Raw genomic sequence first — 12,821 nt, forward strand, 5'->3', positions numbered from 1 at the left:
GCCGTCAGGGCACTCCGAGCTCGAACAGGGCGTAGCCCGCGTACGAGCCGGAGGCCAGCGCCGCGATGCCCAGCAGCACGCAGAGGCAGGGCAGGCCGACCCGGCGCAGCGCGACCGCCGGGGGGACGAACAGCGGGAAGGCGGGCAGCAGGTAGCGCGACACGTTCGCGAAGTACTGCTGACTGCCGAGCACCAGGGCAAGGGTCAGTACCGTGTGCACGACGAGCACGGCGGGCGGCCGCAGCCGGAACAGCAGCGGCAGCAGCGCCAGGTCCAGCAGGACCACCCCGACCCCGATGACGTCCGCGAAGGGGAGCGCGAAGAGATACCCGAAGTGGCCCACGGGGACGGAGGTCAGGACGTCCAGGGTCTGCCGGCCGTAGTCGAACTCGTGCCCCCACGCCCCTGACTGGAGCTCGAAGTAGCCGCCGTAGTCACCCATGCGGTGGCCCACCCAGCCCAGGTAGCCGAGCAGCCCCAGCGGGGCCACGAGCATCGCGGTCAGCGGACGGGCCACGCCGTCCGTGCGGCGGCGCAGCGCGAGGAGCCCGGCCACGGCGAGCGCGGCGACCAGGGCGGCGGCGGTGGGCCGGTTGAGGCCGGCCGCGAAGGTCAGCACCCCCGCCGTCAGCCAGCGCCGGGTCAGCACGGCGTACAGGGCCCAGGCGGCCAGGGCCACGTACAGCGAGTCGGAGTAGACCGCCCACTCCACGCCGGAGCCCGGCCACACGGCCCACAGCCCGGCCGCGGCCAGGCCCGCCCGCCGGCCACCGAACCACGCGGCGACGGCGGAGATCCCGAGCGCCGCCGCGAACGACGCCAGGACCGACACCAGCAGCCCGGCCCCGAACGGACCGAGACCGGTGACCTCCATCGCCACCCGCATCAGCGCCGGGTAGAGCGGGAAGAACGCGGCCGAGTTGCCCTGGAGGGTGATCAGGCCGGTGGCACCGGGGACCGGCACCAGCGCGGGGTGGTAGCCGTGCAGGGCGATCTGCTGGTACCACCAGCCGTCCCAGGTGCCCAGCACGTCCCAGGTGTGCGCCCCGCCGCCGAACCGCGGATGCTTCTTGCGGAAGTCCCCGGCCGAGTCCAGGAGGTACATGAAGGAGCCGAAGCCGGCGAGCTTCAGGACGCCGTACAGCGCGAGGACCGGGCCGTGGCGTCGGGCCGTGTCGCGCAGGCGCCGTCCGGGTACGGGCGCGGCGGCCCCGGGGACGGCGGGCACGGCCGGCGCCGTGCGCTTCAGGGGCGTGGTCATGAGACCGCCGACCCCGTCCGGCGACCGCGCCGCCCACCGAAGGCCGACCGCGCGAGGAGGAGGGACAGATGGGCGGCGGCGAGTACGGCCAGTTCCGTGCGGAGCCCGGCCGCGGGGGCCGTGTGCCGCAGCACGGCGAGCGAACCGGCGGTGAGCGCCAGCCGGGCGGCCAGAGTCGGCCGGGCGGACCGCTCAAGGGGCCGCAGGACGGGCTGGGCGACCGTCCAACAGGCCAGCAGGGACAGCGCGTTGGCCATCTGCCCGGTGGCGGCCGGGCGCAGTGCCGCGTACAGGAGCAGGTGCGCGAGCGCGACGACGGCCACGGGGACGGCGAACGGCCGTGGTGGCCGCCCGGACGGCAGCGCGCCGCGGGCCGTGGCCAGGCCGACCCTCGCGATGCCGCGCAGATCCGCCAGCGCCGTGGACAGCAGCGCGACCCGGCTGTCGGGGTCGTCCACCCAGTCGACCGGCACCTCGTGGATCCGCAGCCCGGCCCGCTCCGCGACCACCAGCAGCTCGGTGTCGAAGAACCACGCGGAGTCCCGCACCAGCGGCAGCAACTGCGCGGCGGCGTCCCGTCGTACGGCCTTGAACCCGCACTGCGCGTCCGAGAACCCCACCGACAGCGTGCAGCGCAGCAGGACGTTGTAGCAGCGGGAGACGGCCTCCCGTTTCGGGCCGCGCACCACCCGTGCGCCGGGCGCCAGCCGGGTGCCGATGGCCAGGTCGGAGTGGCCCGACAGCAGCGGGGCGACGAGCGGCAGCAGCGCCGCCAGCCCGGTCGACAGGTCCACGTCCAGATAGCCCACGACGGGCGCCGACGACGCCGACCAGACGGCCCGCAGCGCGCGGCCGCGGCCCTTCTCCGCCAGCCGTGTCCACTCCACCTCGGGCAGCTCGGCGGCGAGCCGGGCGGCGATGAGCGGGGTGGCGTCGGTGCTGGCGTTGTCGGCCACGACGATCCGGAAGGGGTACGGGAACGTCTCCCGCAGATGGGCGTGGAGCCGTCGCACGCTCGGCTCCAGGTCCTTCTCCTCGTTGAACACCGGTACGGCCAGGTCGAGGACCGGCTCGTCGTGGTGCGGGGGAGGCGGCGGCGCCGGGACGGGCAGGGCGACCCGAGGGTGATTCATGGCGTTTTCAGTCATCCGTACTCGTTCTCGGGGCGTGCCGAAGACACACCCGGTGGTGGTGGGGTGGGCGAGGGGGTGGCGTCGTCCGCTATCCGGCCGAACCGGCCGCGGCCGACGAGCCGGCCGAGGAGCCGTCAGACGGGTCGGTACCCCCGGTCGCGGGCGTGGACGGAGGCGACGTGGTGGCGGTCGAATCCCCGGACGAGCCGTGGGTCGCGCTCCGGGTCGTGCCCGCGTCCGGGGTGGCGGTCGCCGTGCCGGTCGGGGTCGGTGAGCTCGGGGCGGTGCTTCCGTCGGTGGCCGACGGGGTGTCCGTGGGCGCGGTGGTGTCCGTGGGCGGCGGTGCCGAGGTCGTGACGCCGGCGGCCGGTACGCTCGGGGAGACGCCCGGCGTCGGTGCCGCGGGGCCGGTGGGGCTGGTCGCGGGCCACGGGTGCGGCGCGCTGGGTTCGTCACGGACGCCGGAGTGCGGCCACAGGAACAGGCCGAGGCCGAGTCCCGCGGCCGCGAGGACACTGCCGGCCGCCCGCCGCGCGGCCCGGACCCGCCGCCGAGCCCGGACACCGGCCCGCAGCCGCTCCCGGTGCCGGGGCTCGAACGCCGCCGGTTCCCGGTCGCCGTGCATCAACTGCGTCAACTGCCGCTCGAAGTGATCCATGGCCTCTTCCTCACCCCACCGGCTCGATGACGTCCGCCAGCAGCTCCCGCAGCCGGGCCACCCCGCGTGCCGCGTGCGACCGGGCGGTGCCCACCGGGCACCCCAGCACCTCGGCGACCTGCCGGTCGGGCAGGTCCTGGTAGTAGCGCAGGACGACCGCGGCCCGCTGGCGCGGGGTCAGCAGCGCCAGCGCCGCCTCCAGCCGGGAACGCTCGGCGACGATCGCCGACATGTCACCGGCCGCCGCCACCTCCGGCAGCTCCTCGACCGGGCGCTCGCCCCACCAGCGGCGCCGCGCCGAGCGGGCCGCCGCGCGCGCCAGGACCTTGCGGACGTACGCCTCCGGCGCCTCGTCGGCGATCTTCGGCCAGACGAACCACAACCGGACCAAGGACTCCTGCAACAGATCCTCGGCCCGATGCCGGTCGCCACCGGTGAGCAGACGGGCCAGATGGCACAACCCCGACCAGCGGGCCGCCACGAACTCGTCGTACTCACCGGCCCGAGCCTGCTCCATTCCCACGGTCCCCGCTCTCCCCGGCTGCCTACACCTGGGAAAAGGCCCTGGGGGCGGCGGAACGCTGCACTCGGCCGGGGTGATCCGCGTCACGTGCGGGCCCGCCGCGTAATTGCGTGGCCGACCGGGACGAGACCGCCGTATGCTCCCCGCGATGACCACTCACTCTGCTGTCAGATTGGGGGTCCCGTCCGCGTCAGGTGAGTGCTGATGGCCACTCACCCCGCGATCGGGGACACCCGCCTCGCCCTGTGGCGGCGCGTGCGCGAGTTCGCCGTGCCGCCCGCCATGATCGAGACCGCGACCGCCCGCCGGAACTCCGGGGACTGGGCGGGGGCCTGTGCCGCCGCCGGTTTCGACGTCGACCTCGACCTGCGCGCACTGGCCCGTTCACGGGGTCGGGACGTCCGGGACCGGATCCGTGCCGACCTGCGCAGGCTGGCGCCCGACCTGCTGCGCTGGCATCTGCCCAGGATCGCGCCCGACGGGTTGCTGCGGCCGGGGCTGACCATGCCGCTGGCCCGCTACGACGCCGGGGACGGCCTCCTGTGCCTGGTGGCCCGGACCCCGCCGGCCTGGGCGGACGCCGGGCAGCGGGTCAGCCTCGCCGTGTGGGACGGCACCCTGAGCGAGCCCGTCGCCCGCGGGCACCCGCATCCGCACCCCAGCCGGCGTTTCCGCTTCGACCTGCACCGCCACCTGTGGGACGCGGACGCCGCCGACGAACTCCGCACCCGCTCGGGCGCCGACAGGCCCGTGGACGGTGAACGCGCCGTGGGCGGGGAGCGGTTCGTGGGCGGTGAACGGCCCACGGGTGGTGACCAGCTGGCGTGTGGTGAACGGCTCGGCTGCTGGGATGAGTTGGCGTGTGGTGAACGGCTCGGGTGCGGCGACGAGTTGGCGTGTGGTGAACGGTCTGCGTGCGGCGACCGGTTGGCGTGTGGTGAACGATCCACGTGTGGCGTGGAGTTGGCGTGTGGTGAACGGTGCGCGTGCGGCGACCGGTTCGCGTGTGCCGACTGGCGCCTGCACGCCGGTCGGTCCGAGCGCGGCGACCGGACCCCGGGCGCTGAACCACTCTCGTTCGCCGACCGGCCATGGTTCGGTGAGCGGTCGTCGTGTGCCACGGAGCGTTGGGCGGACGAGGCGCGGATCGTGCTGGGGGCGGAGGGGCTGGACAGCGGGGTCGTCGTCGTACGCCTGGACGGCCGGCAGCGGCTCGCGCTGCACCTCGCGGCCGACGGGGCCGTGACCGCCGGCCGGGACACCGCTGGCCGGGACACCGGCGGCCGGGCGCCTGGCACCGGCGGGCCGCTCGTCCTGCCCGACGCGGCGACCTGGACGCTCCCCGATCTGGCGCTGCTGCGCGCCGGGTTGGTCGACGCGGGCCGGCTGCATCCGCTGGTCGCCGCGGCGCTCGTGCCCGGATGCGAGGCGGTGCCCCGGTCACCGCACCCGGACCCGGCCCGGCAGGGACGTCCGGTGGACTGCCGGGGTGCCCGGCACCGGATCGGCATGGTCGACGGGGTGCTGTCACCGCTGGACCACTCCCCGGACGAACTGCGGCGCGAGGAACTGCTGGTGGCGCTCGGCGGGCCGCCGCTGCCCTGCCTGCGGGTCATCGACGAGGCACACCGCCGCCCCGACTGCCTCACCGGCGTCCGCGAACGCCTGGACCACGGCGACATCGCCGGAGCGCTCGCCGTCGTCGAGGAACTGCTGGGTCCCGAAGCCGTCCTGCGTGACGGCCCGTTGCGGGACGAGCTGGAGTCGGCCGCGCGGCGCCGGATCACGTACGGCCTCTACCGGGCGGGCCTCGCCGGATCCCGCCGTGGACCCGTCCGCACCCGGCGGCGCCGGTCCGTCCACGACCCGCGCCTGGGCCCACGCCCCGCGGACCGGCGCTGACCCCACCCACCTGCCTTCTCACACCCCGAGGTGATCACTCATGACCACGCATGCCCTTGACCGACTCACTGTCTCGGACACCCTTCTGGGGCTGCTCGGCGACTCCACCACCGAACCCCGGTCCGACAGCCAGCTGGCGGCGCTCACCCTGGCCGTCGCCGCCGACCTGCCCGTCCTCCTGTGGGGCGAGCCCGGCATCGGCAAGACCGCCGCCCTGAACCGGCTGGCCGAGTCGCTCGACCTGCCGCTGACCACGGTGATCGCCAGCGTCCACGAGCCGTCCGACTTCTCCGGCCTGCCCGTCGTCGGCGACGACCCGGCCGTCCAGGGCGTCCCGATGGCCCCGCCGGACTGGGCGGTCCGGCTGGTGCGGGCCGGCCGGGGCCTGCTGTTCCTCGACGAACTGTCCACCGCTCCGCCCGCCGTGCAGGCCGCCCTGCTCCGGCTGGTGCTCGAACGCCGCGTGGGCGCGCTCCGGCTCCCGCCCGGCGTACGGATCGTGGCCGCCGCCAACCCGCGGTCCTCGGCGGCCGACGGCTGGGAGCTGAGCCCGCCGCTGGCCAACCGGTTCGTGCATCTGCAGTGGACCCACGACCACGAGGTGGTCGTCCGCGGCCTCGGCGGCACCTGGCCCCGGGCGACCCTGCCCCGGCTCGACCCGGAACGGCTGCCCGCCGCCGTGGACTTCGCGCGCCGCGCGGTGTGCGGCCTGCTCGCCACCCGCCCCACGCTCGTCCACCGGCTGCCGAGCGGAGAGGCGCGCCGGGGCGGTGCCTGGCCGTCACCCCGCAGCTGGGACATGACGCTGCGCCTGGTCGCCTTCGCGTACGCCGCCGACTCCTCCCGGGACGTGCTCTCCCTGCTGGTCAGGGGAACGGTCGGGGACGGCGCCGGGCTCGAACTGCTGGCGAGCGTCGACCGGATGGAGCTCCCGGACCCCGAGACGCTGCTCGCCGACCCGGCGGCGGCCGATCTGCCCGAGCGCGGTGACCTGCGCCAGGCCGTGCTGGACGGAGTGGTCGCGGCGGTCCGCGAACGGCCGGACCGGGCCCGCTGGGACGCGGCCTGGGCGCTGTTGGTGCGGGCACTGGACACCGGAGCTCCCGACCTGGTGGTCGTCCCCGCCACCACCCTGGCCACGCTGCGCCGGGACGACTGGGACGTCCCGGCGGCGATCGAACGGCTCGCCGGGGCGGTGTCCGTGTCCCGGCGCGCCGACCGGGCGGCCGAACGCGTCGCCGCGAAGGCGGGCCGATGACGGCGGAACCCGCCGGGGCACTGGACCTGGACAAGCTCTACGCCGCCCGGTTGCAGGCCGTCCGGGCCCGGCCCTACCTCGCGACGGCCCTGTTCGCCCTGCACGTGGTGGAGTCCCGGCAGGTGCCGACCATGGCCGTCGACAAGCACTGGCGGTGCTATGTCTCGCCCGCCTTCGTGGACCGGATGCCCGAGGAGGACCTGGCCGCGGTGTGGGTGCACGAGGTGTCGCACCTGCTGCGCGAGCACCACGCGCGCAGCGACCGGGTCGCCAGGGAACGCGGGCTCAGCGGGGCCGGCGAGCGGCTGCGGATGAACATCGCGGCGGACCTGGAGATCAACGACGACGCGTACGGCGACGGGCTGGTGCAGCCCCGGGGTGCCGTCCTGCCGTTCATGCTGCGGCTGGACGAGGGCGGGCTGATGGAGGACTACCTGCGCCGGTTCCGGCTCGGGCCGCTGACCGAGGACCTCAGCTGGCTGGACTGCGGCAGCGGCGCCGACGGCGCGGACCGGGAGTGGGACCTGGGGCCGGACGGCGCGCACGGTCTCAGCGACCAGGAACGGGACGGGGTCCGGTTCCGGGTGGCGCAGGCCATCACCGGCCGGCCGGGCGACGCCCCGCAGGGCTGGCGGCGCTGGGCCGAGGAGGCCTTCCACCGGCCGCAGCCCTGGCGGGAGTTGCTGGGCGCCGCGGTCCGCTCGGCCGCCTCGGCCGCGGGCGCCGGCGAGGACTACAGCTACGGCCGTCCGTCGCGCCGCTCGGCCGGTCTGCCCGGCGTGGTCCTTCCGAGCCTGCGCCGCCGTCCGCCCCGGGTCTCGGTCGTCATCGACACCTCCGCCTCGGTCAGCGACGCCGAACTGGGCAGCGCCCTGCTGGAGGTGGCCGCGATCGCCCGCGCCGTCGGCGGCCGCCGTGACCTGGTCTCCGTACTGTCCTGCGACGCGGCCGCCCGGACCGTGCAGCCGCTGTGCCGCGCGGAGGGCATCGCGCTCGTCGGCGGCGGCGGTACGGACCTGCGCGCGGGCTTCACCAGGGCGCTGCGGACGCGGCCGGCCCCGGACGTCGTGGTGGCCCTCACCGACGGACAGACCCCCTGGCCGCGGACACGGCCGGCCTGCCGCACGGTGGTGGGCCTGTTCCCCCGGCAGTACGGCGACACGTCAGGGGACGAGGACGACCCCGACTACGTACCGGCCGCACCGCCCGCCTGGGCTCGGGTCGTCGAGATCGGCTAGCCCGGCCGGCCGGGACCGGGTCTGGACTTCCTGTCCAAGTGATAGACAATAAGTCCATGCGGTAGACGCCCATCCGGCGCCCGGCGGCGCCCTGAACGGAGGACGAACATGCCCGACACCCCGCCCGTGACTCTCCAGGACGTGCACGACGCGGCGGCGCGGATCAAGGGGGTCGCCCACCGCACCCCCGTGCTGCGCTCGCGCACCCTGGACGAGCTGGTCGGTGCCGAGGTCTTCCTGAAGTGCGAGAACCTCCAGCGGATCGGCGCGTTCAAGTTCCGGGGCGCCTACAACGCCGTGTCCCGGCTGTCCGCCGCGCAGCTCGCCAAGGGCGTCGCCGCCTACTCCTCCGGCAACCACGCCCAGGCCGTCGCCCTCGCCGCCCGTGAACTCGGCACCACCGCCGTCATCGTGATGCCCGAGGACACCCCGCGCGCCAAGCTGGCGGCCACCGCGGGCTACGGCGCGGAGATCGTGACGTACGACCGCTACACCGGTGACCGGGAAGCGATCGGCGAGGCCCTCGCCGCCGAACGCGGGCTCGCGCTCATCCCGCCGTACGAGCACCCGCACGTCATCGCCGGGCAGGGTACGGCCGCCCTCGAACTCGTCGAGGAGGTCGGCGAACTGGACGCCCTGGTGGTGCCCGTCGGGGGCGGCGGGCTGATCGCGGGCAGCGCCACCGCCGCCAAGGGGCTGCTGCCCGGGATCCGGGTCGTCGGGGTCGAGCCGGCGGCCGGTGACGACACCATGAGGTCCCTGGAGGCGGGGCACCGGGTGTCGATCCCGGTACCCCGGACCATCGCCGACGGCCAGGCCGCGAACATCCCGGGCGAGCTGACCTTCTCCCTCAACCAGCGGCTGGTGGACGGCGTTTCGCTGGTCACCGACGAACAGATCGCGGATGCGATGCGGTTCGCCTTCGAGCGGCTGAAGACCGTCCTGGAGCCGAGCGGTGCCAGCGGTCTGGCCGCGCTGCTCGCCCACCGGGTGGCACCGCTGCCGCGCCGGATCGGGGTCGTCCTGTCCGGCGGCAACGTGGGGGCGGAGCGGTTCGCCGAGCTCGTCGCCGGCTGAACCCGGACGGGCGGCGGCCGGCGCGGTCTCCCGGAGCCCGCGGACCGACGGCCGGCGCTCAGCAGTCGCGGAACTCCGGCGACTGGTTGAGGATCTGCGCGCGCGCCGAGGTGAACCGGGTGTGCGTCTCACCGCCCCGCGCCCCGGGCGGGAACACCGCGACCCGGTGGCAGTTCTGGAAGGCGAGGGCGACCCCGAAGTGCCGCTCCAGGCCGCCCCGGATCGCGTCGGAGGACAGTGCCCGCAGCAGCTGGCCGCGCTCCCGCTCCGAGGGCGGCGGGGTCTGGTTGTCGGCGAACTCGGCGGTGCCCCCGCGCAGTTCGGCGGCCAGGCGGCCGACGAGATCGTACGCGTAGGGCAGTGAGGTACGGACGGTCTCCATGAAGTCCTCCTCCCGCACCGCGCCGTTCTCGGCTTCGGCGAGCAGCTGCGGGGAGACGTCGAGCGACATGTCTGAGTGTCCTGTTCTTTCGGATGGGTGGGGGAATCGGGAGCTCAGGCGAAGGCGGGCAGTGCCGCCGGGCCGTGCCGGAAGTCCGGATCGATCTGGGCGGCCAGATCCCGGCCGGTCGCCGCGTCGGCCCAGGCGGCGGCGTTGCGCAGGTGGAACTCCACGGCGTGCCGCTGGAACGCGTCCCAGTCCTTGCCTCTGCCGTCCACGGCGGCCCGCAGCCGGTCCAGCGCCCGGGAGTTGGACCGCTCCAGCGCACCGCTGCCGCGCCCCTGCTCCTGGGCGCGGACGTACCGCGAGAGCTCGCAGTGGGCCAACAGGTCCTCGCCCACCCGCTCGCGCAGGAAGGCGAGGTCGTCCGCACCGGTCACCTTGTTGCCGACCACGGCGACCGGGATCCCGAACTCGGCCGCGTGGTCCCGGTACTGGTGGTACACGGACAGGCTCTTGCGGGTCGGTTCGACCACCAGGAAGGTCATGTCGAAACGGGTGAACAGGCCGGAGGCGAACGCGTCGGCGCCCGCCGTCATGTCGACGACCACGTACTCGCCGCGACCGTCCACCAGATGGTTGAGGTACAGCTCCACCGCGCCGAGCTTGGAGTGGTAGCAGGCCACCCCGAGGTCGCTCCCGGCGAACGCCCCGGTGACCATCAGCGGCACCCCGCCGACCTCCTGGACGTGACGGGAGTGCACCTCGTCGTCGCCGAGCAGCCGCAGCAGCCGCGAGCCCTGCCCCGGCGGGGTCGTCTTGACCATGGCCTCCCGGGACGCGATCCGGGGGTTGGCGCCGCGCAGGTAGTCCTTGATCTCACCGGTGCGCGCGCTCAGCGGTGGCGCCGCGAACGGCTCGTCCTCGCCGAGGCCGAGGGCCTGGGCCAGATGCTGGTTGATGTCACCGTCGATCGCGACGACGGGCGCGCCGGACCGCGCCAGATGACGGGCGAAGAGGGCCGACAGGGTCGTCTTGCCGCTGCCGCCCTTGCCGACGAAGGCCACGCGCATGATCAGCCACCCCCGTTGTTGAAAATGGATTTCATGAGCACAGGTTGATGGGAGGCCGTCGGCGGTGTCAAATCGGAGTCGGCCAACCGGGCTACGGACCCCCGCGGTTGACGGAGCCGCAGGTCCGGCGCTGTGGGCGGGGGCGGTGCCCGGGGCCGCGGTCCCGATCCCGTCCGATCACCGTCTGATCATTTGTTCTTGACCCCTGTCACCGGCCGACCTAGCCTCCAGCCAACACACCTGGACAGATGGGCCGACGATGGCGGACGCACGGGAACCCGGCAGACAGCTCCAGGTCGAGACGCACGGGCTCGACGTGATCGGCGACGCCGACCGCAAGGGCACCCCGCGCACCCTGTTCTGGCCCTGGTTCGGTGCGAACGTCTCCGTGCTCGGGCTGAGCTACGGCGCCTTCGCGCTCGGCTTCGGCATCTCCTTCTGGCAGGCGCTGACCGCCGGCGTCCTCGGCATCCTCGCCTCCTTCCTGCTCTGCGGCTTCGTCGCGGTCGCCGGAAAGCGGGGCTCGGCACCCACCATGGTGCTCAGCCGGGCCGCGTACGGCGTGCGGGGCAACCGGCTGCCGTCGGTCGTCTCCTGGGTGCTCACCGTCGGCTGGGAGACCGTCCTGATCGCCCTCGCCACCATGGCCACCGCGACGGTCTTCACCCGCCTCGGCTGGGGCGGCGGCACCGAGACCGAGGTGGTCGCGCTGATCGTGGTCTGCGCGCTGACCGTGGCCGGCGGCGTGACGGGCTTCGACCTGATCATGCGGCTGCAGACCGTGATCACCGTGGTGACCGGCGTCCTCACCGTCGTCTACGTCGTCCTCGTCGCCGGCCACATCCACTGGGCGACGGTGAGCGCGATCCCGTCCGGCTCCGCCCAGGAGTTCATCGGCGCGCTGGTGTTCATGATGACGGGCTTCGGCCTCGGCTGGGTCAACGCGGCCGCCGACTACTCGCGTTACCTCCCGCGCGGCTCCTCCGGCCGGGGCGTGATCGGCTGGACCACCTTCGGCGGCTCCGTCGCCCCGCTCCTCCTGCTGGTCTTCGGCCTGCTGCTCGCGGGGTCCTCCGAGACCCTGAACAAGGCGATCGCGGCCGACCCCATCGGCGCGCTGACGACCATCCTGCCCACCTGGTTCCTGGTCCCGTTCGCCGTCGTCGCCGTCCTCGGCCTGGTCGGCGGCGCGGTCCTGGACATCTACTCCTCCGGGCTGGCCCTCCTCTCCGCGGGGCTGCCCGTGCCCCGCTACCTCGCCGCCCTGGTCGACGGCGTCCTGATGATCGCCGGCTCGGTCTACATCGTCTTCTTCGCCGACGACTTCCTCGGCCAGTTCATGGGCTTCCTCACCACCCTCGGCGTACCGATCGCCGCCTGGTGCGGGATCGTGCTCGCCGACCTGGCGCTGCGCCGCCGCGACTACGACGAGGCCGACCTCTACCGCCCGGCCGGCCGTTACGGTGACGTCCCCCTGCCGCCCCTGCTCCTCACCCTCGCCGCCACCGCCCTCGGCTGGGGTCTGGTCACCAACACCGCCGCGAGCTGGCTTACCTGGCAGGGCTATCTGCTGGAGCCGCTCGGCCTCGGCGGCAGGTCCGGCGCCTGGGCGTACGCCAACCTGGGCGTCCTGGCCGCCCTGGCGCTCGGCTTCCTCGGCACCCTGGCGCTGGGCCGCGGCCGGATCCGGGACCAGGAGAGCCTGCCCGCCACCACCCCGGCAACCCCCGTATGACCACCTCGCCCGGCCTTCTGGCCGTCATCGACATGCAGCACGTCTTCGCGGACCCCGCCGGCCCCTGGGCCGCCCCGCGCTACGCCGAGGCGGCGGCGGGCGTACGACGGCTGCTCCCGGCGTTCGAAAACCGCACGGTCTTCACCCGCTTCGTCGCCCCCGCACACCCCACCGGCGCCTGGCGGGCCTACTACGAGCGATGGCCCTTCGCGCTCCAGCCCCCGGACGCCGAACTCTGGCGGCTGACCGACGAGTTCGCCGAGCAGGCCGAAGTCGTCCTGGACTCCCCGACGTTTGGCAAATGGACCCCTGAACTCGCCGCCCTGGCCGCCCCGCACGGCCGCTTGGTCCTGGCCGGCGTCAGCACCGACTGCTGCGTCCTGTCCACCGCGCTGCCGGCCGCCGACGCCGGCATCGAGGTCCTGGTCGTCGCCGACGCCTGCGCGGGCGCCGACGACGACTCCCACGCGAGGGCGCTGCACCTGCTGGATCTCTACCGACCGCTGATCAGGGTGACGACGACCGAACTGCTGTCCTGCGGCGCCCCGTAGGGGCGCGGGGAACTGCGCGACCAGCCGCCA

The 12,821-nt window shown here is 74.5% G+C and carries 12 protein-coding genes; 6 read left to right on the forward strand and 6 right to left on the reverse strand.

Annotation, left to right across the window (positions count from 1 at the left end; all coding sequences use genetic code 11):
- Positions 1-4: 4 nt before the first annotated feature.
- The 4 genes from IEZ11_RS17160 to IEZ11_RS17175 all read right to left on the reverse strand — a co-directional run bounded on the left by IEZ11_RS17160 (position 5) and on the right by IEZ11_RS17175 (position 3,569).
- On the reverse strand, positions 5-1,261 hold the full coding sequence (locus IEZ11_RS17160; protein WP_229713088.1) for a putative hexosyltransferase: 1,257 nt from the start codon (positions 1,259-1,261) through the stop codon (positions 5-7).
- Positions 1,258-2,394 (reverse strand): dolichyl-phosphate beta-glucosyltransferase, encoded by a 1,137-nt coding sequence (locus IEZ11_RS17165; RefSeq protein ID WP_189263629.1) that lies wholly within the window; start codon positions 2,392-2,394, stop codon positions 1,258-1,260. The genes IEZ11_RS17160 and IEZ11_RS17165 overlap by 4 nt, the downstream gene beginning before the upstream one ends.
- Positions 2,395-2,482: 88 nt before the next feature.
- Positions 2,483-3,052: a hypothetical protein gene (locus IEZ11_RS17170; RefSeq protein ID WP_189263630.1), complete on the reverse strand. Its 570-nt coding sequence runs from the start codon at positions 3,050-3,052 to the stop codon at positions 2,483-2,485.
- A gap of 10 nt (positions 3,053-3,062) precedes the next feature.
- Positions 3,063-3,569, reverse strand: a complete 507-nt coding sequence (locus IEZ11_RS17175; protein WP_189263631.1) for a SigE family RNA polymerase sigma factor — start codon at positions 3,567-3,569, stop codon at positions 3,063-3,065.
- A gap of 210 nt (positions 3,570-3,779) precedes the next feature.
- Here IEZ11_RS17175 and IEZ11_RS17180 point away from each other — a divergent pair, with 210 nt between their 5' ends.
- The 4 genes from IEZ11_RS17180 to IEZ11_RS17195 all read left to right on the forward strand — a co-directional run bounded on the left by IEZ11_RS17180 (position 3,780) and on the right by IEZ11_RS17195 (position 9,050).
- Positions 3,780-5,477: a hypothetical protein gene (locus tag IEZ11_RS17180; protein WP_189263632.1), complete on the forward strand. Its 1,698-nt coding sequence runs from the start codon at positions 3,780-3,782 to the stop codon at positions 5,475-5,477.
- A 40-nt stretch (positions 5,478-5,517) separates the two neighbouring features.
- Positions 5,518-6,735 (forward strand): AAA family ATPase, encoded by a 1,218-nt coding sequence (locus tag IEZ11_RS17185; protein WP_189263633.1) that lies wholly within the window; start codon positions 5,518-5,520, stop codon positions 6,733-6,735.
- Positions 6,732-7,973, forward strand: coding sequence for a vWA domain-containing protein (locus tag IEZ11_RS17190; protein ID WP_189263634.1), 1,242 nt, complete (start codon positions 6,732-6,734; stop codon positions 7,971-7,973). Before IEZ11_RS17185 ends, IEZ11_RS17190 begins: the two co-directional genes overlap by 4 nt.
- 108 nt (positions 7,974-8,081) lie before the next feature.
- Positions 8,082-9,050 carry a threo-3-hydroxy-L-aspartate ammonia-lyase gene (locus tag IEZ11_RS17195; RefSeq protein WP_189263635.1) on the forward strand — a complete coding sequence of 323 codons (969 nt, stop codon included), beginning with the start codon at positions 8,082-8,084 and terminating at the stop codon, positions 9,048-9,050.
- Between the two features lie 58 nt (positions 9,051-9,108).
- Here the strand turns inward: IEZ11_RS17195 and IEZ11_RS17200 are convergent, their stop codons facing one another.
- A complete protein-coding gene (locus IEZ11_RS17200; RefSeq protein WP_189263636.1) occupies positions 9,109-9,501 on the reverse strand; it encodes an SCO5389 family protein in 393 nt (130 codons plus the stop codon).
- Positions 9,502-9,545: 44 nt separating this feature from the next.
- On the reverse strand, positions 9,546-10,505 hold the full coding sequence (locus IEZ11_RS17205; RefSeq protein WP_189263637.1) for an ATP-binding protein: 960 nt from the start codon (positions 10,503-10,505) through the stop codon (positions 9,546-9,548).
- Between the two features lie 259 nt (positions 10,506-10,764).
- Between IEZ11_RS17205 and IEZ11_RS17210 the strand changes: the two genes are divergently transcribed.
- Together IEZ11_RS17210 and IEZ11_RS17215 are read left to right on the forward strand one after the other, a co-directional pair.
- Complete coding sequence (locus tag IEZ11_RS17210) at positions 10,765-12,240, forward strand: purine-cytosine permease family protein (protein ID WP_189263638.1); 1,476 nt, start codon at positions 10,765-10,767, stop codon at positions 12,238-12,240.
- Positions 12,237-12,791 (forward strand): cysteine hydrolase family protein, encoded by a 555-nt coding sequence (locus tag IEZ11_RS17215; protein ID WP_189263639.1) that lies wholly within the window; start codon positions 12,237-12,239, stop codon positions 12,789-12,791. The genes IEZ11_RS17210 and IEZ11_RS17215 overlap by 4 nt, the downstream gene beginning before the upstream one ends.
- Positions 12,792-12,821 lie beyond the last annotated feature (30 nt).

Source organism: Streptomyces fuscichromogenes, from assembly GCF_014645815.1.
Lineage (GTDB): Bacteria > Actinomycetota > Actinomycetes > Streptomycetales > Streptomycetaceae > Streptomyces > Streptomyces fuscichromogenes.